The organism is Luedemannella flava, from assembly GCF_039528515.1.
GTDB classification, from domain to species: domain Bacteria; phylum Actinomycetota; class Actinomycetes; order Mycobacteriales; family Micromonosporaceae; genus Luedemannella; species Luedemannella flava.
The window spans coordinates 19981-42296 of record NZ_BAAALT010000164.1; the positions used below are offsets into that span (position 1 = coordinate 19981).

A 22316-nucleotide genomic window follows, 5' to 3' on the forward strand; every position below is an offset into this window, starting at 1 on the left:
TGCCATGCCCTACTGGAGGCCATACCCATGTCGAACACCTCAGGGAACACGCTCGCGCCAGCCGTCGACGACACGGCACCACCCGATCGAAGGCGCTGGTGGGCGCTCGCGGTCATCGCGATCGCCCAGCTCATGGTCGTGCTCGACGCGACCGTCGTGAACATCGCGCTGCCGTCGGCCCAGCACGCGCTCGGCATCTCCGACGCCGACCGGCAGTGGATGGTCACCGCGTACACGCTGACGTTCGGGGGTCTGCTGCTGCTCGGCGGGCGGATCGCCGACTACTTCGGGCGCAAGCGGACCTTCCTCATCGGTCTCATCGGGTTTGCCGGCGCGTCCGCGCTCGGCGGCGCGGCCGTCAACGCGGCCACGCTGTTCGCCGCCCGTGGCCTGCAGGGCGTCTTCGGGGCGCTGCTCGCCCCGGCCGCCCTGTCGCTGATCACCGTGACGTTCACGGACGTGAAGGAGCGGGCGCGCGCGTTCGGCGTGTTCGGCGGCATCTCGGGCGGTGGCGCCGCGATCGGCCTGCTGGCCGGCGGCCTGCTCACCGAGTACGCCAACTGGCGGTGGTGCCTGCTGGTGAATATCCCCGTCGCGCTCATCGCGTTCGCGGCCGCGCTGCCGATCGTGCGGGAGAGCAGGGCGAAGGGCGACACCCGCTACGACATCATCGGCGCCGTGCTCGCCACGGCCGGCCTCGTCGCGCTCGTCTACGGCTTCACCGAGGCGGCCACCGACGGGTGGGGCGCGGCGACCACCATCGCCTACCTGGTCGGCTCCGGGGTGCTGCTCGCCGCGTTCGTCTGGTGGGAGGCGCGCACCACCCACCCGCTGCTGCCGCTGCGGGTGCTGCTCGACCGCAACCGCGGCACGTCGTACCTCATCTCGATCCTGATGGGTGCCGGCATGCTGGGCATGTTCCTGTTCATGACCTACTACCTGCAGCAGACCATGGGGTACTCGGCGCTGCGCAGCGGCGTCGCCTACCTGCCGTTCTCGGTGGGCATCATCGTCGCGGCGGCGGTCGCGGCGCAGCTGCTGCCCCGGATCGGGCCGCGCCCGCTCATGATCGTCGGCGGCGTGCTGGCCACGGGCGCCATGATCTCGCTGACGCAGCTGGACCTGCACACCTCGTACGCCACGCACATCCTGCCGTCGTTCGCGGTGATCAGCTTCGGCATGGGCCTGGTGTTCGTGCCGCTGTCGAGCACGTCGCTGTCCGGCGTGGCCGAGCACGACGCGGGCGTGGCCAGCGCGCTGCTCAACACGACCCAGCAGGTGGGCGGGTCGCTCGGCACCGCCCTGCTCAACACCATCTTCACCACGGCGTTCGCCAACTACCTGGTGGCGAACGGGACGAGCCCGGCCGCGCAGGCGGACGGGGCGATCCACGGGTACACGGTGGCGTTCACGGTGAGCGCCGTCCTGATGGCGGCCGCGACCGTGTTGACGATCGCCTTCATCCGGCGCTCACCGGCGGAGACGGCGCCGGCCACGGGGACGTCCGTGGAGCCACGGGTGCCGGTGCTGGTCGGCTGACGGGGGTTGACCGGGGGCGCCGTAGCGGGCGTCCCCGGTCAACGCGCGGCATGGATTCCTCAGGTGAAGGGCCGGTCGCGGGCGGCCAGGCGGTGGCGTGGGCCGGCCGCGCGGCGAAGTCGCGGACGGCGTCGCGGCGTGGGTCGGCCGCAACGGCGCCGGGTCGAGCCGACCGTGGGTGGCGTACCGGCTGGCGACGTGCACGGCGGGTGGCGCTCGTCGGTCGGCAGCCGCGACCCGTCGGCGTAGACGGCGGCGGGCAGGGACTTCTCCCGGGGCTGCTTGACGAAGATCGGAGTGCGGGACCAGCGCGCTTCACCGAGGGTGGTGAGGCTGATGTCCCGGCGGGTGTACCCGTAGGGCAGCCGCGTGAGCCAGTCGTCAGGCGGCTCGAGCAGGGCCAGGCCCAGGTCGGCGGCGACGGCGCCGGCGAAGACGGGACCGCCGTAGACATGCCCGTCGCCGGCAGCCAGCAGGTGAGCCGGCGCCTGCGCGCCGGGCAGTTGCTCGACCGCCAGGCCGCGCCGCCGGGCCGCCTCGGCGAGCAGCTCCGCCGTGCTGTCGAGGCGGGGCGGCAGAACCAGGAAATCGGTGGCCATCACGGACCTTCGCTACGTCAGGCAGAGCATGGTGCCGGTGGTGCCGTCCTCGCTGACCCAGATGAGCGTCAGGTAGTCGCCCATGCCCATGCCGCAGTACAGGAAGCCGGAGAGCGAGATGTCGTGGACCTCGTCGCGGCGGACGCCCGGGTGCACACTGGTCACCCTATGGACGTGGCCCGGGTCGTACTCGCACGGCACGATCGTCGGGTGGTGCTCCGCAGCGGGATCGGTCGACGATGACGTGGTCGTCACGCACTGGTCCTTGGAGATGTCCTTCAGGGTCACGTTGACGGCGTCCTCGCCACGGTTGGCGAGGATGACCGCCGTCGCCCCCACTGCGCCCACCAGGAGCAGCACCATGAAGGCGGCGACAATCCCGCCTATCACCACACCCTTGTGGGACCGCCGGCCCGGGCCTGCCATGGCTGGCCCGTGAATCGGCCACATCGCTGGCGTCGGCGCGTCGGCCGGGAAGATCACGAACAGTCGCCCGGCCTCGGTGACCAGTTCAAAGCCCTCGGGGACCGTCGGCGGCTGATGCGCGTGGGCGCCCTGGAGCTCATGTACCCGTACGGCGTGCTGTCGCACCTGATCGTGGGCGTGCCAGTAGGTTCCCGCCGCGTCCTGCCCGAGCGGCGTGAGGAGCAGCAGGCGCGGTTGAACGGTTTCCACGGAGCACCACCAAGGTCAACATGTGGCCGGTACGGCACGCTAACAGCTAACGGTCGGCAGCGGCCAGTTCACATGGTCGGGAGGCGGTTGGTCCGCTGAGTTCCGGGTCAGGTCAGCAGGGTGGCGTTGTCGAGGATGAGGGGGGACCAGGTCGGGGCGCCCGTGGTGCCGTGCTTCGGGTCGACCGCGATGAACCGCGAGCCGCCCATGCGGGTGAAGGTGTGCCGGGCGGCCCAGGCGACCGTGGTGCGCTGGCGGACGCGCTCGTCGCAGAGCCAGGTGCCGTGCCGGTAGTTGACGATCGTCGAGTGGCCGTGGATCTGGCCGAAGGGGACGGGCCGGTCGGGCTGCAGCCAGGACTGGTAGACGTGCGGGCCCGCCTCCGCCCACAGCGGCCCGCGGAAGTGCCACAGCAGGTCGTCCGGCCTGGTGTTCAGCAGGTCGGCGGCGGTGCCCGCGGTGACCGGCGCGCCGAGGTCCTGCCACGCCTCCACGGTCAGGCCCGCGTGGGTGACCAGGAACTCCTCGCCGTCGGCGGTGCGGACGGCGGCGGCCACGCGCAGGCGTTCCTTCAGCCACCAGCCGTGGAGCAGGTCGGCGTCGTCGGGGTCGAGCTGGTGCGGCCAGAACGCCGTACCCCCGAGGTACTGGGCCTCGTGGTTGCCGATCAGCTGGACCCACCGGTGCGGGGCGTTATCGAGGCGCTCGCGGACGAGCGCGAGGACGCCCGCGCTGTCCGGGCCACGGTCGACGAGGTCGCCCACCTGGATCACGATGGTGTCCTCGTCGTCGACCAGCGGGCGGATGGCCGCCGCGAGCTGGTCGGCGCACCCACCGACGTCCCCGATGATCGCGATCTTCGTCATGGCCGCCTCCGTCCGACGACGATAGCGTGGTCATCCATCGCTCACAGCCCGGGAACCGGCCGGTAGTGACAGGTCCACGATGGACCCGGTAGCGGGTGTATAACGTCGCTACCCTCGGGGACGCCAGGCGCCCTGCTGGCATTCTTCGACGGCGGCTGGTGAGGCCGGTCAGATGTGGCACTTGACGACGGCGAGCACGGTGTCGTCGGGCAGCGCGTCGAGGTAGTCCGTCATCGCGAGCACGTGGGCGTCCCAGCCGCGGTCGTCCGTGAACTGGGTGACCCAGGCCCCGTCCAGCGTTATGTAGGCGTAGGTCGCGAAAGCCACGGCGGCGGCCCGGGCGACGAACGCGTCCCGGTCGCCGCTGAACTGGGCGACCGGATCCGCGAGCAGCACCGGGAACGTGAAGTACGGGTGCTGCTGGGTGGCCGCCGCCAGGGCGACCTCCTGGATGGCCGGTTGGAGCAGGTAGAGCCGCTGCGCGTCGGCGGGGTCGCAGGTGGCGTCGAAGTGCGCGCGGGGCAGGGCCGGCGGGTGGGCGGAGGCGACCGCGGCCCAGGCGTCCCAGGTTCCCGCCGCGTGCTCGGCGGCCTCGCGCCGCATCGTCGCGAAGTCGATGGCGGCCTTTGGCGCGGCGAGTACGACCAGGTTCCCGTCGGGCAGTTCCGCCCACGCCACGCGCGGATCGCCCCGGTGTTCCGGCTTGAGCGGCAGGGCGCCGTGCGTGGGCACCGCCCACCAGTCCCAGGCCGCCCAGATGTCGGCCGGCTCGTCGCGGTCGTTGTTCAGATCGAACGGCGCCAGCGCGGCAACGAGCGCGTCGGCCGCGCTGTCCTGACCCGTCGGGGGAAGACAGACCGTCGCGAGGTACTTCACGACGCGCGATCATACGGACCCGGTACGCTGCGCCGCGTGCCATATTTTCCGGATCTTGATGCGTCGTTGGTCGAGGGTCGTCGCTTCGAGTTCGACGACGTCACCTACGTCGTAGAGCCGTTCGAACTCGGGCCGCTCGTGCTGCCGACCGGGGAGATCGTGGGGTGCGACCCGCTGGTCTCCCACACCACCCCGTTCGTCGACACGGTCGAGCCGGGCACGTACCCGCTGCGGGCGTGGGTGGCGGTGCTGCACAAGGACCAGGTCGAGTGGCAGCGGCGGATCGCCGCGCTGCAACTGGTGATCGTCGACGAGCCGGTCGCGTCGTGGACCATGGCCGCGCACGCCGACCAGGATGTCGCGTCGCTCGATGAGGACTCCTACTTCGGGTACGGCGTGGACGCGGGCACCGGTACGCTCGCCGACCGGGTGACGATCGAGACGCTGCAGAGCTGGGACTTCGACCGGATCGATGAGACGTTCATTCCGGCCCAGATCCCGCTCGACCCGATCGAGGCGGTCATCAGCGCCGTGGTCGACGAGAATACGGGCGCGAACGTCTACGTCGTCGGGTCGGGCTGGGGCGACGGCTCCTACGCGACGTACGTGGGGTGGACCGCCGACGGGTGTATCGCCACCTTCGTGACCGACTTCCAGGTGCTGCCGGACGCCTGAGCGGTGCCCGCAGAAAAACCGCGCGCAACCCTGAACGATGCGGAGTTTCTGTCGGTTACCAGTGCCAGGCCGCCTTCGCGGTCCAGTCCACCGTGCTCGACGACGTCGAGCCGCTGCTGGTCGACGTGGTCGCGGCCGGCGCCAACGAGATCGAGGGTGTGGACTTCGACGTCCTCGCCAAACGGGAGTTGCGGGCCGAGGCCCGCCGCAAGGCCGTCGCCGCGGCACGCGCCAAGGCCGACCTGTACGCCGAGGCCGCTGACGTGCGCCTCGGCGTCGTCGTGCACATCGAGGATGTCGATCCGGAGCAGTCCGCAGCCGGTCGGTACCGCGGTCACGCTCAGGCCGTGGCCACCACCGCGCAGGATCTCGCGCCGGGCCACATCGTGGTGTCCGCGGCGGTGGTCGTCGGCTACGCCCTGGCCCGCGACTGATCACTGAGCCGTGGCGGGAACCTTCCGGCTTCCCGCCACGGCTCGCCGGGTGCGGGCATCAGCGCAGAACCGGGCGGCGGTCGCGGATCGCCTGCGCGATCGCGGCAGTGTCGGGGCGGCCGTCGCGGATGAACTCGGCGAGGAGGGCGTCCTGCGGGGACTCGGGCGTCTCCTCGTCGCCGAAGTAGCAGTTGTCGGGACTGCCGATCAGTCGCGCGTTCTGCGGAGGCGTGAGATAGATGGCGCCGCGCCCGTTCACCTCGATCCACGCGCCGACCGTGGTGGTGCCGTGCACGACGAGGTGGCCGGCGTCGGCGAGGCCGGTCACCAGCAGGCCGGGGACCGTGAGGGAGCCGCTGACGAAGAGCTGGCCGTGCCCCGTGGCGATCAGGTCGGGCGCGTGCAGCGACCCGGTGACGACGAGGGATGAGTTGCTGTCGAGGTTGCCGAGGCTGAGCGGGCCGGACACGGTCAGGTCGCCGTCGATGGCGTACAGCGTGGAGATCTCGGTGCTGAAGTCGTCCACCAGGCGCACGCCGCCGTCGATGACCAGGTCGCCGCGGTGAACCAGGAAGTACTCCGGCTCGTCGCCGAACATGTCCGGCAGGTCCACGCTGTCGTCGCTCAGGGTCAGCAGGTTGTAGTGCTGCCTGGCCTCGGCCACGGGCACCTTGTCCCAGACGGCGCCTGGCAGCTCATGGAGGAACACGGCGCTCCTTGAAGGGGTCAGTGGAACAGGGCGCTGACGGACTCGCCGTTGTGGATGCGGCGCACCGCCTCGGCCAGCGCCGGGGCGATGGAGAGGACCTTGAGCTTCGGCACCCACTTCTCCTTGCCCAGCGGCACGGTGTTGGTGCAGACGATCTCCAGGACGTCCTCGTGTGCCTGCAGCCGCTCCAGCGCGCCGTCGGCGAACAGGCCGTGGGTGCACGCCACCCGCGCCTTGCCGGCGCCGCGCTCGCGCAGCCGGTCGAGCAGCTCGAAGACCGTGGAGCCGCGGGCGATCTCGTCGTCGAGGACGATGATGTCGCGGCCCTCCACCTCGCCGATCACGTCGCTGATGACGACCCGGTCGTCGCTGAAGCGCTGCTTGGCGCCGGCCGCCACGGAGATGCCGAGCCGGCGGGCGAACGCCGAGGCCTCCTTCGCGTTGCCCAGGTCGGGGGAGACGACGACGGTGTTGGACAGGTCGTACCCACGGAAGTGGTCGGCCAGTTCGCGCAGCGCGTGCAGGTGGTCGACCGGGACGCTGAAGAAGCCGTGCACCTGCGGCGAGTGCAGGGTCATCGCCAGGACGCGCTGGGCGCCGGCCGCGGTGAGCAGGTCGGCGACGAGGCGGCCGCCGATCGAGATGCGGGGCTCGTCCTTCTTGTCGGACCGCGCGTACGCGTAGTGCGACATCACCACCGTCGTGCGCGCGGCGGAGGCACCCTTCGCGGCGTCGAGCATGAGCAGCAGCTCGACCAGGTTCTCCTGCACGGGCGGGACGAGCGGCTGCACCAGGAACACGTCGCGCTCGCGGCAGTTGGCCTGCAGCTGCACCTCGAGGCAGTCGTTGGCGAAGCGGTCGACCCGCACCGGGTGCAGTGGCACGTCGAGGTGGTCGCAGATCTCGGCGGCAAGCTCCGGATGGGCACTGCCGCTGAAGACGGCGATGTCGCGCACGCGGCCAGACTAGCCGAGTTCGCGCAGCGCGTCGCCGAGGGCGCGGTGGAACGTCGGGTACGCCCAGATGGTGTGGCGCAGCTGGCGCACCGGCACCCGCGCGGCGATCGCGACGGTGAGCGCGGCGAGCACCTCGCCGCCCGTCGGCCCGGCGGACGTGGCGCCCACCAGGACGCCGTCGGCGGCGACCAGCTTGATGAACCCCTCGTTGCCGACCTTGTGGATCCAGCCGCGCGACGACGCGGGGATCTGCGCCGTGCCGACCGTGACCGCGCGACCGGCATCGCGGGCCTGCTTCTCGGTCAGCCCCACGGAGCCGATCTCCGGGTCGGTGAACGTCACCCGGGGCACCGCCCGGTAGTCCGCGGGCGGGCCGCCCTGGCCGAGGATGTCGCGCACGGCCACGTCCGCCTCGTACATCGCCATGTGCGTGAACGCGCCGTGCCCGGTCAGGTCGCCGACGGCCCACAACCCGTCGCCGGCCCGCATCCACTCGTCGGTGGCGACGCTGCGCGCCGACGGGTCCAGCCCCACCGTGTCGAGTCCGAGCGTGTCCAGCTCGGCCCGGCGCCCGGCGGCCACCAGCAGTTTCTCCGCCCGCAGCGTGGTCCCGTCACTGAGTGACACGACAAAACCTTCTTCCGAGTACGCGACGCGCTGCGTCGTCGCGCCCGTGTGCACGGTGATCCCGTCGCCGCGCAGCGCGGTGGCCGCGAGCTCCGAGGCCTCCGGCTCCTCGACGGCGACGAGCCGGTCCGAGCGCTCCACCACGGTCACCGCGACGCCGAAGCGGGCGAAGACCTGGGCCAGCTCGACGCCGATCGCCCCGCCGCCCAGGATCACCAGGGACGCCGGCAACGTCTTGACCTCGACCGCCTCGCGGTTGGTCCAGAACGGGGTGCCGGCCAGGCCCTCGACCGGCGGCGGGCTCGGCGCCGTGCCGGTGGCGAGGACGACGCCGCGCCGTGCGGCGTACTCGTCGTCGTTGACCCTGACCCGGCGCGGACCCGCCAGCACGCCGCGGCCGCGCACGAAACGGCCGCCCTTGCCGGTGAACCGGTCGACAGCGACCTTGTCGTTCCAGTCGTCGGTCGCCTCGTCGCGGATGCGCGCCGCGACCGGGCCCCAGTCCGGTGTGACGGTGGCGCTGCCGGCGAGGCCGGGCACGCGGCGCGCCTCGGCGAGCAGGTTCGCCCCGCGGATCATCATCTTGGTCGGGATACAGCCCCAGTACGGGCATTCACCGCCGACCAGGCGGCCCTCGATGCCGACGACGTCCAGGCCGGCGGCCGCGAGCCGGCCGCCCACCTCCTCGCCGCCCACGCCCAGCCCGATCACGACCACATCAGCCTCGTAAACACCCACGGGGGTCAGCCTGCCACCCCGGAGCGGGGTCCGCGACCGGTGTGGGCGTGTGTGCGGTGTGTTGCCAGCGGGTCGGGAGTCGGACAACGTCCGGTGTGCAGATCGTGACTGTTGGTGCGTGGCGGAGCCGGCCAACGTCTAGGCTGATGCGGCATTGTGAGCAAAGGAGGTCGCGGTGCGGGTGGTGTCGCTCCTGCCGGCGGCGACGGACATCGTCGCGGTGCTGGGCGCGGGGGACCAGTTGGTGGGCCGGACCCACGAGTGCGACTGGCCACCCGACCTGGTGCGTGACCGGCCCGTGGTGACCACCGCCGCGCTGCCGCCGGGCGCCGGCGCGCGCGAGATCGCCGGCGAGCACGTGGGCTCGGCCGTGTTCGGCCTCGATGCCGACGCGCTCGCCGCCCTGGCCCCCGACCTGATCCTCACGCAGGACCTGTGCGAGGTCTGCGCGGTGTCCTACCAGGTCGTCAACGACGCCGTCCGCGTGCTCGAGCTGGACACCACCGTGATGTCGCTGGAGGCGCGGACCATCCGCGGCATTCTCGACAGCACGATCGCGATCGCCGACCGGCTGGGCGACGCCGCCGCGGCCGCCGCGTTGCGGGCCGACCTGACCGCACGCCTCGTGGCGCTGCCCGGCGGCGCCGCGTGGCTCGCCCGGGCCGACGAACCCGAGGCCGCGGCCGACCGGCTGCCCGGCGACTGCTGGCCGGCGGCGCCCGTCACAGCGGCCGGCGGGCCGGCGGTGCTGTTCGTCGAATGGCTGGACCCGTTCATGCCGGGCGGGCACTGGGTGCCCGAGCAGATCATGCTGGCCGGCGGGCGGCCCGTCCTGCTGGGCCCGGGCGAGCACAGCGTCCCCCACCTGTGGCCGGCCGTCGCCGACTGCGCGCCCGACGTCATCGTCCTGGGCCCGTGCGGGCTGCCGCGCGAGCAGACCCTCGCGGACGCGGCGGCCGTGACGGGCCTGCCCGGCTGGTCCGACCTGCCCGCCGTACGCGCGGACCAGGTGTGGATCGTCGACGGTCCGGCGTTCTTCAACCGACCCGGCCCCCGTGTGGTGGACGGTGCGGAGATCCTCGCCGCGATCCTGGCCGGCACGGCAACGCCCGAGCAGGCCACGCGGCTGCCCGCATAGCTACCCACCGCTGAGCGCGTTTCCCGGTGCCGCGCCGGTGCGCGGGGATGGCACTCTGGTGCGCGACACGGGAAGGACACGCCACATGCCAGACGGACGTATCGCCGTCGCCGGCCTGACCAAGCAGTACAAGACGGTCAGGGCGGTCGACGGCCTCTCGTTCGAGGTCGAGCCCGGTCGGGTGACCGGGTTCCTCGGCCCGAACGGCGCCGGCAAGACCACGACGCTACGAATGCTGCTCAACCTCGTCCGGCCGACCGCCGGCACCGCCACCATCGGCGGCCTGCGGTACGCGGACCTGCCGGACCCGGTCCGCACGGTCGGCGCCGTGCTGGAGGCGAGCGCCGCGCACAAGGGCCGCTCGGCGCGCAACCACCTGCGCGTCATCTGCCGGGCGGCCGGCCTGCCGGACCGCCGGGCCGACGAGGCGCTCGACATGGTCGGCCTGTCCACGGCCGCCAACCGCAAGTTCAAGGGGTACTCGCTGGGCATGAAGCAGCGGCTGGGCATCGCCGCCGCCATGATCGGTGACCCGCGCGTGCTCATCCTCGACGAGCCGGCCAACGGCCTGGACCCCGAGGGCATCCGCTGGATGCGCCAGTTGCTGCAGGCGCTGGCGGCCGAGGGCCGCACGGTGCTGGTCTCCAGCCACCTGCTGTCCGAGATGGAGATCCTCGCCGACGACGTCATCATCCTGGCGGCCGGCCGACTCATCACGCAGGGCCCGGTGGACACGGTGCTCGGCTCGATGGGCGGCGCCGGACGCACGCGGGTGCGCACGCCCGATCCGGCCGCGCTCACCGCCGCCCTCGGCGAGGGAGCGAAGGTCACCACGGACGTGGACGGGGACCTGTGGGTCACCGGGCCGGACGCCGTCGCCGTCGGCGAGGCCGCGCACCGCGCCGGCGTGGTGCTGCACCAGCTCACCACCGAGCGGCCCGACCTCGAAGAGGTCTTCCTGGAGCTGACCAAGGGAAAGGCGGACATCCGATGACGGCGCCCACCACCTCGCGCCGCTCGCCGTTGGGTCTCGTCTCGGCCGAGGTGCTCAAGATCCGCACCACGAACGTGTGGTGGCTGTTCGGCATCTCCATGGTCGCCGTGACGCTGCTCGCGCTCGGCTTGAACATGCTCATCACGCACTACCAGCTGTCGCCGCCGCTCGACCAGATGTCGGAAGAGAGCCGGATGCAGATGGAGGCCGAGGCCGCCGCCGCGCGCAGCACGGCCGGCCTCATCAAGATCACCGCGAACCTGATGACGTCCGGCCAGTACCTCGGGCTGCTGTTCGCGCTGATCCTCGGCGCGCTGGTCGTCACCAACGAGTACTTCCACCAGACCGCGACGGCCACGTTCCTGACCACGCCGCACCGCACCGCGGTCATCGTGGCCAAGTTCGTCGCCGCGGGCCTGTTCGGCGCGCTGTTCTGGCTCGTCGCCACGGTCATCAACCTGGTCGTGACGCCGATCTACCTCAGCAGCGAGGGCGTGGCCGTGCACCTGACGGACTGGCCGGTCATCCAGTCCGTCCTGCTGAGCCTGCTGGCGTTCGTCATGTGGACCATCTTCGGTCTGGGCCTCGGCACGCTCATCCGCAGCCAGATCGGCACGATCATCGTCGGCATCGTGGTCTACCTGGTCAGCGATATCCTGCTGAACATCCTCGCGCCGTTGCTGCACAACTGGATCGAGAAGGACTGGGTGCTCGGCCTGCCGGTGATCGCCCCGGCGACCGCCTCCACCATCATGATCACGCCCGGTCGGGCGTTCGAGCACGCGCCGCCGCAGTGGGCCGGCCTGCTCGTCATGATCGGCTACGTGGTCATCCTCGGCGGCCTCGGCATCCTGCTCACCCGCCGCCGCGACATCAGCTGACAACCCATGCGTGCCGGACGGCATCCTCGCCGTCCGGCACGCATGAACTCTTGTGGAAACGCTGCTGCACCAACGTAGAACCGTTGCTGCAGAACGGCTTTCGACGAGATGTTCCTTCACGTCGAGCTGCCTGTGGATAACTCATGGCGGGTGAACCTCGACTTCTAGGCTGGTGGACGTGACGTTGCCCAGCCCGACGGTCGCCAGGTGCGTGTTCCTTCTGGGGCGGCGCAAGGAGCCCGTCCGGTTGGCGGTGTTCTACATCGACGTCCATCCCGTGACCGTGGACGACTACGCCAGGTTCGTCGAGCAGACCGGGCATCGTCCGCCGGGAAAGGCTCCGCAGCCGTATCTGGAGCCGCTGACCGGTGACCATCCGGTCGTCCGGGTCACCTGGCAGGACGCGGTCGACTACGCGACCTGGGCCGGCAAGCGGCTGCCGTCCGCCCGGGAGCGGGAGAAGGCGGCCCGCGGGCCGGCCGGCAATCTCTATCCCTGGGGCAGCGACGAGACCCTCAGCCGGTTCACCATCGCGGAGAACTACCTGCCGGGCACCACGGCCATCGGGGAGCATCCCGACGGGGCGGGCCCGTACGGCGCGCGGGACATGTGCGGCAACGTATGGGAGTGGACCGGCACCGCCGCGGCGGGCGCTACGTGTGCCGGGGTGGGTCCTTCCGGACCTCGTCACAGCATGCGACAACCACCGCCGAGAGCCTGACGTTCGCCGACACGCCGGACGCGGACATCGGGTTCCGGTGCGTGCTGCCGGTGTCGCCGTAGACGGCACCGTTGATGCCCACCCAGATGGACAGGCCCAGGGCCACCGTCGCGAAGATGTTGAGGCCGAGGCTCGTTTCGCGGCGGCGCGCCCAGACCAACGCGATCGCGAACGAGGCGGGGATCGAGGCGAACAGCACGAACCGCGGCCCCCAGAACCAGCCGCCCTGCCACGACCACCACATCGAGTAGATGAGCAGGATGCCGAGCAGGAACGCCAGCCACTGCCGGTACACGAGGCGGACCGCCTCGCCGAGCGCGTGCAGGCCCCTGCGGATCGGCAGGAACAGGCCCGGGGCGAACCAGATCAGGCCCTTGCCGGCCGAGAAGAAGAGTCCCATCAGGCCGAAGAACGGCGGATTGCTCCAGTTCGGCAGGCCCGAGTACGGCATGATCGATGGCAAGCCCTTGTCGTCGTGGTAGCCCGTGTCGAGGCCGGTGCCGCGCTGGATGAGGTTCACCACGAGCATCGCGGCGACCGCGACCAGGACGGCCGTGACATAGCGCAGCGCGCGGGTGCGCAGGATCCGCTCGCCGACGGCGGTGACGAGGCCGGCGATCGTCGCGGGCGTGTTGACCAGGCCGACAACCGTCATGATCCAGCCGGTGAGCTTCGGGCCGACGATGGCCGCGACGAGGCCGACCGCGACGAGCGCGGTGGTGAACACCTCGCCGTAGAAGAAGCGCAGATGGTTGCCGAACATGGAACCGGTAACCAGCAGCAGGAAGAACACCCGCAACTGCCGGTCCGGGACCCGTCCGCGCAGCAGCACCCACAGTGCCAGGATGCCCAGCGCCAGCACGAACGTGTTGAACCGCTCGGTCCACCACCGCGGGTCCTGGACCACGTCGCCGAGCAGCCAGAACGGCGTCGCGAAGAACGGACCCACCATGGAGTACTTCGTGTCGGGCAGCGAGCCGGTCCCCAACAGCGTGGACAGAGCGTCGTAGCGGTCCCAGCCGTCCTGGCGCGCCTCGTGGGCGACGTAGAAGATGTGCAGGACCAGGCCCGCGACGATCAGCGTGCTCTCCCACCAGGCGGCCAGGCTCGGCCGGCGGCGCCGCCGTCTCGTAGCTTCCGCCGGTTCAGCGTTTTCCTCGTCGGGTGGTAGGGGCAGCGAGGGTTCCGCAGGCGCCAACGGTCAGTCCTGTTCATGAGGGGGGGCGGCGCAAACCGTGCCACGCGCCGGCCCGGCCCCGCAAGGACGGTTCTCACTCCCAGGCGGTGGACACCACGAACGAAGACTCGTGCGGCGGCGGGGCCTTATCGATCCACAGCCCTCCATCGCGGGCGTGGATGAAGTACTCCGGGAAGTTTTCAGAGCTGAACCGGAACGATCCGGGTGGCGCCCCCGCCGCTTTGCAGAATGTGGCATCCCGCCGGAACAGGTTCGGGTCGTTCTCGTTGTCGACCTCGACGTAGATCCGGTAATTACGGTGGCGCAGATACGCCCCGTTGCCGGTCCTGAATGAGAAGCAACTGCTCCTGGCCAGGCCCGCGACGACCGTGAAGTTCGCGGCGTGCCGGAGAGTTGGCCCGTTGGCCGTGGTGACCTCGGCAAGGGCCGCGACGCCGCTTGAGCGGACCACGTAGACGTCGGTGCTCGAGGCATACCGCAGTGATCGCTGGGCGCCGACGGTCAACGACGCTGGCTGCGGAGCCTTGCGGCCGGCGGTGGTTGGCGCGGCGGTGGTGGGGCGCGTCGTGGTGGGCGGTGCGGTCGTCGGCCTGCGGCTGGGCGTGGCTGTCACGGTGGCCGACGGGGTCGCGCTGGGTGACGCGGATGTCGACGGGCTCGCGGGCGGCACGACCACCGGCGCGGCGCCGGTCGTGGGCGCGGCGTCGCCGCGCGGCGTGGTCGTGGCCGGGGGCTGGGTGAGCCAGACGACGATCGTGATCATCGCGATGAACGCGGCCACCAGGCCCATGGCGAGGCGCGAGCGCAGCGGCTCCGGCGTACCGGGGCGGGGTTGGTCGAGGACCGCCGCGCTGCGCACCGCCGCCGCGGTGACGGGGCCGTACTCGGCGGTGGCGGTGTCCCAGGTGCCGTGGGGCGCGTCGGGGAGCCCGACGACCTCGGGCGCGCCGGGGCGACGCGGCGCGGGGATGTGTGGCGTCACGCCGGCCGACTGGGGACCGCGCGCGATCGGGCCGGGGGCGATCGGGCCGGGGGCGATCGGGCCGGGGGCGGTCGGGTCGAGGGTCCGCNTCGAGGGTCCGCGCGTCAGGGCCTGTCGGTGCCGGGGTGGGCCGCAGACGGGCGGGCGGCACGGCGCCCTTGGCGCGGGCTGGCAGTACGAGCGTGACCGTCGAGCTGTCGCGGGCGAACTCGTCCTCGTCGGACCACGCGTCGGCGTCGGCCTCGACCGTGGGCGGGGCCGGTGGCTGCCCGACGGCGGGCGGGGCCGGTGGCTGCCCGACGGCGGGCGGAATCAGCGGCGGCGCGGTGACGGGCGGAGCGACCGGGGGCGCGGCGGGCTCCGGTGGGGCCGCCTCGGCGGGGGGCGCGGGGTCCGCGTCCGTCCTGCCGGCGTCGGGTGCGTGACGGGCCGGCAGGCTGACCGGGATGAAGGCGGTGTCCTGGTCCTCGTTGAGCCGGTGCCTACTCACGGTCGCCGAGGGTACGGCAGAACGACGGCACTCGCGATCGGCCACCTGACCCAACGTGGCCGAAATTGCGCTTCTTAGCGGACAAATCAGGACCTGTTGGCGGCGCGGGCGGGCACCAGCACCGCGGCGAGCAGCGCACCGAGCGCGCACTGCACGAGCGGCACCCCGTACACCAGCTCGGGCTTGGCCACCACCGGGATCGCCGTGGGCGGCACCGTCAGGTAGGCCGCGCCGATCACGGCAGCCCAGGTGATCAGCGGCACGACGGCGGCGAACACGCGCAGCTGGGTGAGCCGGCCCGGGCCGGGCCGCAGCGCGGCGACGAGCCCTTCCGCCACGAGGCCGGCGAGGAGGAACCCGGCGATCAGGTCGAGGTTCTCGAACCCGCGCACGGCCGTGGACAGGCCGCCGAGGGCGACGTAGAGGATCGTGGTGGCCCCGACGGGCAGGCGCCAGCTGCGGGCGAGGGTCAGCAACGGCACGACGACCAGCGCGGTCGTGACGGCGACCTCCGCGACGAACCGGGACGTCTCGCGGCTGTCCTGGTTCGAGAGGGCGAAGATGACGCCGAACGGGCCGTACGTGAGCGCGTTGGCGTACTGCATGAAGAGCAGCGCGAGCGTGGCGGCGAACGCGGTGGCGAGCACCGCGGGCAGCAGACGGCGCAGGCCGGGCGCCTCGGGCAGGCCGGGGTCGGCCCACGCGGTGCGCAGCGGCGTGGTGACGATGACGAGCATGGACGCGACGAGTCCCACGTGGGTGGGGCTGAACAGGATGTTTATGTCCTGCTCGATGCCGAGGGCGGTGTGCCAGACGAGGTCGCCGACGCCCGACAGGGCGAACGTCACGAGCCCGACGAGCGTCGCGCCGTAGCCGATCGGGACGGCGTCGAGGGCGCGCTGACCGTCGAGGATCGCGGCGCGGCACGTCCACAGCACCCACCCGGCCGTGGCGGCGAACCCGGAGTAGAACGCCGCGTGCCACGGCGTGAAGAACGTCTCCAGCTGGGGGATGTTGTTGTGCGCCCAGGCGTCGAGCATGAGCCCGACCGTGAACCAGACGCCCAGCACCGCGAGGACGAGGCTGGTCGCGTAGCCGGCCGTCGGCCGGCCCGTCGCCGGTGTGGCCACCGCGGTCTCCCGGGATACATCTGTCGCCATGGGACGAATGTAACGACACGCGCCGACGGCCGGCGACCCCGTTCCGCCGACCGTCGACGCGCTGTCCGGTGCCGCCGCTCACACCCGACGTGGGACGTCGGCCGGGCGGGTGGGCGGCGCCGTCAGTCGCAGGGCTTCCCGTAGTCGAGCGGGAGCGCCTGCAACCGGTTGACCGGGATCTCCGACAGCAGCACGTACTTCTCGACCCCGTCCGGCACCAGGTTGTCGGGATCGAAGAGCAGCGTGTACGGGTCGGTGTCCGGTCCACCGCCCGGCGGCATGTAGAGCCGGGGGTCCTCGGCGTACGTCACCAGGGCGCCGGCCTTGTCGGTCATGATCAGGCCGTACTCCTGCATGGCCCTGGCGATGACCCGCGCGGCGGGGCTGGTGAGCGTGGTGACGTCGAACGTCGGGTCGAGCCGGAAGCGCTGGCCCTCGCACGGGATGTCCGCGCCCTCGACGAAGCCGTCGTCGCGGGTGGCGGGCCAGGAGTGGCAGTTGGCCCGCGTGCGCACGGTGGCGATGTTGAGCGCGTGGTCGATGTACCCCCGTCGCAGTTCCTCGATGCGGATCGTGAACGCCCCGAACGGCAGGCCGGTGGCCGTGGCGCCGAGCGGGTTGTCGAAGATCCCCGGGTTGCGCGAGTAGTGCTCGATCTTGCCGCCCCAGCACGCCGACCAGTTCCCGGCGGCGTCCCGCTCAGCGCGCCAGAAGTCCCAGTACGTGTCGGTGGAGTCCTGGTAGATGGCGACCGAGCCGTCCGTGCCCTTCGACACGATCATGTTCTCCGGCGTCGGCACGGCCGCGAACGAGTCGGCGATGACCGCGGAGAGGTCCTCGATGCCCAGGCAGTTCACCCAGGTCCACTTCTTCTTCGGGGTTCTCTTGTCGACGTGGTAGATCGGTGCGGAGTACTCGTCGGTGTTGATCGCCCAGGAGCCGTAGTTCTGCACCTTGTCGAGGGCGATGTTGTCGACGATGGCCTGCGAGTTCGGCGCGAGCCGCACGTCGCGGGGGATCTTGGTGTTCCACGGGCCGCTGCGGGCGAACCCGTTCGTGGGCGGTGGCTTGGGCTTGGCGGCGGCCGGTGCCGGGGCGACGAGCAGGCTCGCGGCCAGCACGGCGACCCCGGCGGCCGCCCGGGTGGACAGACGCATGGCGGTGACCTTTCGCCCGGGTACGGGACGGGCGTGGTCAGCCTAGAAATCCATTCTTTCCGATGTCTTCCGAGTCCGACCCTGGTCCTGCCGGGTGCCGACCCTGGTTGGGGGTCAGCCGCCGCAGGTACCACCGCCTTGGATCTTGTTCTCGTTGATGAGCCAGCCGTCGTCGGTCTTCTTCAGCCCGAAGCGGCCCAGGTCCCCGGTGTCGAGGCCCGACTTCACGCCGGGCCCGTCCCAACCCGTGCACGTGGTACTGCCGAACTCCGCCGAGTCGCCGGTGATGACGACGCCCGGCCACTCGCCGGACGGCTTGAGCTTCGCGGCCTCGAAGTTCTCCTTGTCGGTGACCTTGTCGACGACGATCTGCATGGCCGTGACGCAGTCCTTGGTCTCCGATTCCTGGGCGAAGGTGGTCTGGGCGCCGAGCGTGAACAGCGAGCACGCGCCTTCCGGATCCTCGTCCGCGATCCGCTCGACCAGCTCCAGCAGCGTTGCCTCCGGCGTGTCCATGCCCTTCGGAACCCGTGCTCTATACGACCCGTCAGTCAGGTTCTCTTTCGAGTTCATTAGTGATCACTCATCCGTTCCATCCGTTGAAGGGGCAGAGCCTGGTTGTGCTGTTCACGCAGCGCATGCGGCATGGGCTGTTCTTCGTGTGTGAGGTGGACGGGAGGCGGCGCGTCACGGTGGCGCAGGATTGGACCGACCGTGGAGCTGAGCCGTCGTCGGACCGGCTGGCTGTAGAGGGCCTGTCGGCGGCACGGGCATTGATCGACAAGATCGACCCGGCGTCGGTGGCTGACACGCATGAGCAAGCTCCTGACAGGGGTGAGGGCGGCCCGGGTGGGCCGGAAACGGGGACTGTTGAGCGGGTGGGACGTTCGCCAGGCGGTGATGGTGGTGGCGAACATGGTCGAGTCGCTGCTGCGCGCAGGCGGGCACGATGAAGCCGACGCCGAAGATCACGGCCTCGCATCTGGCGCGGTTGGCGATCGTGTATGTGCGCCAGTCGACGTCGGCGCAGGTGCGCCAGAACACCGAGTCGACCCAACGCCAGTACGGCCTGGCGGCCACAGCCGCCGAGTACGGGTGGCTGGCCGAGCAGATCGTGGTCGTCGACGCCGACCTGGGGGTGTCAGGCCGGTTCGGGGCCGAGCGAGACGGCTATCGAGAGATTGTGGCCCGGTTGTGCATGGGCGAGGTCGGCGCCGTTTTCGGGCTGGAAGTATCGCGGCTGGGGCGTTCCAACGCCGACCTGACGCGGTTGATGGAGCTGGCCCGGCTGACCGACACGTTGCTCATCGATACCGACGGCGTGTACGACTTGGCCGATGTCAACGATCGGATCTTGCTCGGTCTCAAGGGCCAGATGTCGGAGATCGAGCTGCATTTCCTGCTCGGCCGGTTGCACGGGGCGAAGGTCGCCGCGGCCAGCCGGGGTGAGCTACGGCATCCGCTGCCGGTGGGCTACGTCTACGACGACGACCAGCAGGTTGTGAAGGATCCGGATGAGCAGGTTCGTCGGGCGATGGAGGACCTGTTCGCGGAGTTCACGCGGACTGGGTCGGCGTTGGCGACGGTTCGCGCGTTCGACCAGACTGGTCGCCTGTTCCCACAGCGGGCTTGGGCGGGCGCGTGGGCGGGCACGATCAAGTGGGGCAAGCTCACCCACGCCCGCGTGGCGCAGGTGCTGAAGAACCCCACCTATGCGGGCGTCTACACGTTCGGCAAGACCCGCGAAGTGCGTAAGGTCCTGCCCGACGGGACCGTGCGTTCGACCCGCCGTGCGCGGGCTCGGGCGGAGTGGACGGTCCTGATCGAGGACCATCACGAGGGTTACGTGACGTGGCAGGAGTTCCTGGCCACGGAGGCGAGGCTGGCCGCGAATAACACCCGGCGCGGTGCCCGCCCGGTTCGGGAAGGCACCGCGCTGTGTCAGGGGATCATCATGTGCGGCACGTGTGGTGGCCGGGTCGGTACCAGCTACAGCCGTGCCGGGCGCAAGGTGACCTATAAGTGTGCTGAGCCGACCACCGGGTGCCGCACGGTTACCGCGGACACGGTCGACGACGCGGTGGCGACGTTGCTGCTCCAGACGGTGACTTCGCAACAGATTCAGGTCGCGTTGGCCACTGCTGACGAGGTCGCAGATCGGCAAGTGCGTAGTCACCGCGCCGCCGAGCTCGCGCTCGAGCGCGCCCGCTACGAGTCCGACCGCGCTGAGCGTGCCTTCAGCAAGGTCGAACCCGAAAACCGGTTGGTGGCGCGGACGTTGGAGTCCCGGTGGGAAGCCAAACTCGCCGCTCTCGGCGAGGCCGAAGCCGCGTTGGTAGCCGCCCGGGCGGTCAAGCCCGTAGTGCCTGACCACAACGCACTGCAGGCCCTAGCGGCAGACCTGCCCCGGTTGTGGGACGCGCCGACAACGAGCCCTCGCGACCGCAAACGACTGCTACGCACCCTGATCGCTGACGTGACGCTACTGCTGGAGCCCGATTCCGAGGTGGTGCGTATCGGGGTGCGTTGGCATACCGGCGCGGCCGAGGAGCTGGTCGTTGAACGGCGTGGTCCGGGCCGGACTCCGCCCGAGGCGTTGGCGATCGTGCGCCAGTACGGTGCGACCCACAGCAACGCGCAGATCGCGAAGATGCTCAACGACGCGGGCCTGCGCACCGGCAAGAACCTGCGCTTCACCCCACGTCACGTCGCCGGGGTGCGCGGCATCTACCAGATCTTCACGCCACGCACGATGGCGGTGCAGGACGGCGAGATCAGCGTCAAACAGGCCGCCCAGATCCTCGGCATCCCGGCCGACGCCATCTACAACTGGCTGCGTCTGGGGCAGGTACCTGCCAATACGCGTGCTGGGCGCTGGTGCATCCCCTGGAACCCACAGACCGAGGAGACCTACCGGCAGAAGGTCGCCAACTCCTTCCGGCTCAAACCAAGACCTCAACTCGAGAGCAAGAGCTGGCCGTCCAGGCCCGAATGCGACAAATCAAAGCCCTAGGGAGATTGTCAACCGGGTGCTCGATAGCCTGCCAGTCACTAGGACGATAGGGTGCCGCCTCGTGAACGCCCTGCTAAAACGGTTCGTCGAGCTCGTCGAAGTCGACCTGGCCGCCGCTGGCTTTGTCCGCCGTGGGCCGGTCTTCCGATACTTCGACACCGAAGGCAACGGCATCGCCCTCGATGTCCAGCGCACCACGGCGTCATGGGGCGAGGTCGCGTTCTTCATCAATGTTGGGGTGCTGCTCGCCCCGCACCTGCGGTACTACTTCGGCGCGGACGATCCGCGCCGTGACGCCATGCCGCACCACAGCGTGTGGCAACATCGCCTGCGGGCGACCGACGACACGGCGCAGCTGCCCGACCACACGTTCTCGCTGTCCACGGATGCCGACGCCGACCGTGCCGCCACCATCGTGCGGACCTGGCTTGGAGAAAACCTACCCCGCATGAAGAGCTGGCTGGGCAACTTCGACACGATGCTCGCCGCCATCGACGAAGACCGCGAACGATCCGCGCGGGCCCGCGCCGAGCAGCTCGCCACCGGGCGGTGGAAGGCCGGCCGCTGGCCGGACGGAATGTGGGTCGGCAGCAGCCTCATCCGCGCCTACGCGCACGCCGAGCGCGGCGATGTGGAGGCGATCACCGCCGAAACTGCGGACTGGCCCGACCCCGGCCCCGACTCGCTGGCCGCCAACGCCCTAGCAATCGCCCACCAGCGCCGCACCGAACGACAGAGGTAATCATGGGCTATTCCGGCTTTGTCATCGTCGCGCGTACCGGCGATAAACGGCTCGACGAGCTGGCCTGCGTCGACGACCTGTTCGTGGCCGTGACCGACAACATCCGCGCCGACGGCTGGCGGATCGGGTTCCTCGGCCCAGTCGACGACCCCTCGCCCGACGGGTTGGCCAACGCGCTCGCGTTGGAGACAAACGCACCGGCCATCGCGCTATCGGTCGTCGACAGCGACTGCGCCTTCGCCACGGCGGCCGATCCCAGCGGCACCGCTGTCGAGTTCTACCTCAACGAGGAGATCGTCCGGGCACTCACCTACGACGAGGACGAATTTGAGCCTCTCAACACCCAGGCCGCCGCCGGACTGCTGGCATGGGCCGAGAGGGCAGGCCTCGTCGCCAACCCCGATCGACTTGCGGCCACGCTGGAAGAGAGCCCTGGTCCGTTCGGCGACGGAATCTTCGAATTCACCGAGGCCCTCGGCATCGACGAACTCCCGGACTAGGGACAAAGCACCCCGGCCTGCTAAGCCGGTGAGCGCGTCAATCGGAGACACAGACAGCCGGACTCACGGGTGCGGCTCGTGCGCTTCTCCAGCGACTAACCGCGAGCGGTTGATCCACTCGGAACCTGCCATCGATATGACCGAGCAACTCGCTTACACGAGTCGCATCGTCATCAGAGTGGGGCTCATCTCGCACGCCGATGGCTTGGATAGAGAGACCGACCGGTACTGAATTCGTTGTACTGGAAACCAACGGTCGCGGTGCCATAGCACGGACAGCACCGCGACCGCTGAACCCAACAGCGACGCTCAGGAGCCGCAGTATGAAGCACCCGTCGGCGACGACGGACTGCCGGACCCGCCGCAGCCGGCCAGCAGCACCAGCGCCACCACGCCGATCGCGCCGATTCCCCGGATCCCCCATCATGTCGTGTGCCCTCGTCGCGACAGTGATTGAGAGTGCCGAATCAGCTTCCCGTGCCTTCGCCGCGGACGCTATCGAAATAGACCGGGCACTGTGGACGTGACGCGCATCATCAAGCGGGTGTCGCGCATTGCACACGTCGCCCTTACCGGATCTTGGACGGAAGGGCCGACACGGCAGCCACTCGACTTTCGCAGTGTTGTTGATCTAGGCGGCGGCTTC

The 22316-nt window shown here is 70.5% G+C and carries 24 protein-coding genes; 12 read left to right on the forward strand and 12 right to left on the reverse strand.

Translation table 11 applies throughout. The features are described from left to right. The first annotated feature begins 27 nt into the window (after window positions 1–27). Window positions 28–1539, forward strand: a complete 1512-nt coding sequence (locus ABD211_RS23270) for an MFS transporter (RefSeq protein ID WP_344135782.1) — start codon at window positions 28–30, stop codon at window positions 1537–1539. A gap of 59 nt (window positions 1540–1598) precedes the next feature. Here ABD211_RS23270 and ABD211_RS23275 read toward each other — a convergent pair whose 3' ends face one another. From ABD211_RS23275 to ABD211_RS23290, 4 genes are all read right to left on the reverse strand, one after another. Further along, entirely contained in the window at window positions 1599–2138 is a 540-nt protein-coding gene (locus tag ABD211_RS23275; RefSeq protein ID WP_344135856.1) for a hypothetical protein, read from the reverse strand. A 12-nt stretch (window positions 2139–2150) separates the two neighbouring features. Continuing rightward, on the reverse strand, window positions 2151–2813 hold the full coding sequence (locus ABD211_RS23280; RefSeq protein WP_344135785.1) for a hypothetical protein: 663 nt from the start codon (window positions 2811–2813) through the stop codon (window positions 2151–2153). A gap of 107 nt (window positions 2814–2920) precedes the next feature. Next, window positions 2921–3679, reverse strand: a complete 759-nt coding sequence (locus tag ABD211_RS23285; RefSeq protein WP_344135788.1) for a metallophosphoesterase — start codon at window positions 3677–3679, stop codon at window positions 2921–2923. Window positions 3680–3847: 168 nt separating this feature from the next. Continuing rightward, window positions 3848–4555, reverse strand: a complete 708-nt coding sequence (locus ABD211_RS23290) for a hypothetical protein (RefSeq protein WP_344135791.1) — start codon at window positions 4553–4555, stop codon at window positions 3848–3850. A 36-nt stretch (window positions 4556–4591) separates the two neighbouring features. Here ABD211_RS23290 and ABD211_RS23295 point away from each other — a divergent pair, with 36 nt between their 5' ends. Together ABD211_RS23295 and ABD211_RS23300 are read left to right on the forward strand one after the other, a co-directional pair. Beyond that, window positions 4592–5230 (forward strand): DUF4241 domain-containing protein, encoded by a 639-nt coding sequence (locus ABD211_RS23295; RefSeq protein ID WP_344135795.1) that lies wholly within the window; start codon window positions 4592–4594, stop codon window positions 5228–5230. Next, on the forward strand, window positions 5182–5664 hold the full coding sequence (locus tag ABD211_RS23300; RefSeq protein ID WP_344135797.1) for an SIMPL domain-containing protein: 483 nt from the start codon (window positions 5182–5184) through the stop codon (window positions 5662–5664). The genes ABD211_RS23295 and ABD211_RS23300 overlap by 49 nt, the downstream gene beginning before the upstream one ends. Before the next feature lie 58 nt (window positions 5665–5722). Here the strand turns inward: ABD211_RS23300 and ABD211_RS23305 are convergent, their stop codons facing one another. Genes ABD211_RS23305 through ABD211_RS23315 form a run of 3 tightly spaced genes read right to left on the reverse strand, consistent with a single transcriptional unit; the run spans window position 5723 to window position 8694 of the window. Further along, the gene (locus ABD211_RS23305; protein ID WP_344135799.1) at window positions 5723–6373 is read right to left on the reverse strand and encodes a hypothetical protein; all 651 of its coding nucleotides are present in this window, start codon (window positions 6371–6373) and stop codon (window positions 5723–5725) included. Window positions 6374–6390: 17 nt separating this feature from the next. Next, window positions 6391–7329, reverse strand: a complete 939-nt coding sequence (locus ABD211_RS23310; RefSeq protein ID WP_344135802.1) for a ribose-phosphate diphosphokinase — start codon at window positions 7327–7329, stop codon at window positions 6391–6393. Between the two features lie 9 nt (window positions 7330–7338). Next, on the reverse strand, window positions 7339–8694 hold the full coding sequence (locus ABD211_RS23315; protein ID WP_344135805.1) for a dihydrolipoyl dehydrogenase family protein: 1356 nt from the start codon (window positions 8692–8694) through the stop codon (window positions 7339–7341). A 175-nt stretch (window positions 8695–8869) separates the two neighbouring features. Between ABD211_RS23315 and ABD211_RS23320 the strand changes: the two genes are divergently transcribed. The 4 genes from ABD211_RS23320 (at window position 8870) to ABD211_RS23335 (ending at window position 12428) form a co-directional block, all read left to right on the forward strand. After that, window positions 8870–9832 carry a TroA family protein gene (locus tag ABD211_RS23320; protein ID WP_344135808.1) on the forward strand — a complete coding sequence of 321 codons (963 nt, stop codon included), beginning with the start codon at window positions 8870–8872 and terminating at the stop codon, window positions 9830–9832. Between the two features lie 85 nt (window positions 9833–9917). After that, on the forward strand, window positions 9918–10826 hold the full coding sequence (locus tag ABD211_RS23325; RefSeq protein ID WP_344135811.1) for an ABC transporter ATP-binding protein: 909 nt from the start codon (window positions 9918–9920) through the stop codon (window positions 10824–10826). Next, window positions 10823–11707 carry an ABC transporter permease gene (locus tag ABD211_RS23330; RefSeq protein ID WP_344135813.1) on the forward strand — a complete coding sequence of 295 codons (885 nt, stop codon included), beginning with the start codon at window positions 10823–10825 and terminating at the stop codon, window positions 11705–11707. Before ABD211_RS23325 ends, ABD211_RS23330 begins: the two co-directional genes overlap by 4 nt. A 178-nt stretch (window positions 11708–11885) precedes the next feature. Further along, complete coding sequence (locus tag ABD211_RS23335) at window positions 11886–12428, forward strand: formylglycine-generating enzyme family protein (RefSeq protein WP_344135816.1); 543 nt, start codon at window positions 11886–11888, stop codon at window positions 12426–12428. Here ABD211_RS23335 and ABD211_RS23340 read toward each other — a convergent pair. Both ABD211_RS23340 and ABD211_RS23345 read right to left on the reverse strand, forming a co-directional pair. Continuing rightward, a complete protein-coding gene (locus tag ABD211_RS23340; RefSeq protein WP_344135819.1) occupies window positions 12361–13626 on the reverse strand; it encodes a hypothetical protein in 1266 nt (421 codons plus the stop codon). The two genes, ABD211_RS23335 and ABD211_RS23340, sit on opposite strands and share 68 nt — an antisense overlap. 73 nt (window positions 13627–13699) lie before the next feature. Continuing rightward, complete coding sequence (locus tag ABD211_RS23345; protein ID WP_344135822.1) at window positions 13700–14608, reverse strand: AbfB domain-containing protein; 909 nt, start codon at window positions 14606–14608, stop codon at window positions 13700–13702. Window positions 14609–14790: 182 nt separating this feature from the next. On the opposite strand from ABD211_RS23345, the gene ABD211_RS23350 reads away from it, so the two are divergent. Further along, window positions 14791–15033, forward strand: a complete 243-nt coding sequence (locus ABD211_RS23350; RefSeq protein WP_344135825.1) for a hypothetical protein — start codon at window positions 14791–14793, stop codon at window positions 15031–15033. 151 nt (window positions 15034–15184) lie between these two features. On the opposite strand, the gene ABD211_RS23355 is transcribed toward ABD211_RS23350, so the two are convergent. From ABD211_RS23355 to ABD211_RS23365, 3 genes are all read right to left on the reverse strand, one after another. Next, on the reverse strand, window positions 15185–16258 hold the full coding sequence (locus ABD211_RS23355) for a hypothetical protein (protein ID WP_344135827.1): 1074 nt from the start codon (window positions 16256–16258) through the stop codon (window positions 15185–15187). A gap of 122 nt (window positions 16259–16380) precedes the next feature. Next, window positions 16381–17415 (reverse strand): hypothetical protein, encoded by a 1035-nt coding sequence (locus ABD211_RS23360; RefSeq protein ID WP_344135830.1) that lies wholly within the window; start codon window positions 17413–17415, stop codon window positions 16381–16383. A 114-nt stretch (window positions 17416–17529) separates the two neighbouring features. Continuing rightward, window positions 17530–17931 (reverse strand): hypothetical protein, encoded by a 402-nt coding sequence (locus ABD211_RS23365; RefSeq protein ID WP_344135833.1) that lies wholly within the window; start codon window positions 17929–17931, stop codon window positions 17530–17532. A 59-nt stretch (window positions 17932–17990) separates the two neighbouring features. Here ABD211_RS23365 and ABD211_RS33960 point away from each other — a divergent pair, with 59 nt between their 5' ends. The 4 genes from ABD211_RS33960 to ABD211_RS23380 all read left to right on the forward strand — a co-directional run bounded on the left by ABD211_RS33960 (window position 17991) and on the right by ABD211_RS23380 (window position 21670). Further along, window positions 17991–18368: a DUF5372 family protein gene (locus tag ABD211_RS33960; RefSeq protein WP_425560500.1), complete on the forward strand. Its 378-nt coding sequence runs from the start codon at window positions 17991–17993 to the stop codon at window positions 18366–18368. Further along, window positions 18365–20428, forward strand: coding sequence for a recombinase family protein (locus ABD211_RS23370; protein ID WP_344135836.1), 2064 nt, complete (start codon window positions 18365–18367; stop codon window positions 20426–20428). The genes ABD211_RS33960 and ABD211_RS23370 overlap by 4 nt, the downstream gene beginning before the upstream one ends. 61 nt (window positions 20429–20489) lie before the next feature. Beyond that, complete coding sequence (locus ABD211_RS23375; RefSeq protein WP_344135839.1) at window positions 20490–21170, forward strand: DUF4304 domain-containing protein; 681 nt, start codon at window positions 20490–20492, stop codon at window positions 21168–21170. A gap of 2 nt (window positions 21171–21172) precedes the next feature. Next, window positions 21173–21670 (forward strand): hypothetical protein, encoded by a 498-nt coding sequence (locus tag ABD211_RS23380; RefSeq protein ID WP_344135842.1) that lies wholly within the window; start codon window positions 21173–21175, stop codon window positions 21668–21670. Window positions 21671–22316 lie beyond the last annotated feature (646 nt).

Coding starts and splice junctions, on each gene's coding strand:
- ABD211_RS23270 (WP_344135782.1), top strand. CDS start 28: ATGTCGAACACCTCAGGGAACACGCTCGCGCCAGCCGTCGACGACACG.
- ABD211_RS23275 (WP_344135856.1), bottom strand. CDS start 2,138: ATGGCCACCGATTTCCTGGTTCTGCCGCCCCGCCTCGACAGCACGGCG.
- ABD211_RS23285 (WP_344135788.1), bottom strand. CDS start 3,679: ATGACGAAGATCGCGATCATCGGGGACGTCGGTGGGTGCGCCGACCAG.
- ABD211_RS23325 (WP_344135811.1), top strand. CDS start 9,918: ATGCCAGACGGACGTATCGCCGTCGCCGGCCTGACCAAGCAGTACAAG.
- ABD211_RS23330 (WP_344135813.1), top strand. CDS start 10,823: ATGACGGCGCCCACCACCTCGCGCCGCTCGCCGTTGGGTCTCGTCTCG.
- ABD211_RS23355 (WP_344135827.1), bottom strand. CDS start 16,258: ATGGCGACAGATGTATCCCGGGAGACCGCGGTGGCCACACCGGCGACG.
- ABD211_RS23360 (WP_344135830.1), bottom strand. CDS start 17,415: ATGCGTCTGTCCACCCGGGCGGCCGCCGGGGTCGCCGTGCTGGCCGCG.
- ABD211_RS23365 (WP_344135833.1), bottom strand. CDS start 17,931: ATGGACACGCCGGAGGCAACGCTGCTGGAGCTGGTCGAGCGGATCGCG.
- ABD211_RS23370 (WP_344135836.1), top strand. CDS start 18,365: ATGAAGCCGACGCCGAAGATCACGGCCTCGCATCTGGCGCGGTTGGCG.
- ABD211_RS23380 (WP_344135842.1), top strand. CDS start 21,173: ATGGGCTATTCCGGCTTTGTCATCGTCGCGCGTACCGGCGATAAACGG.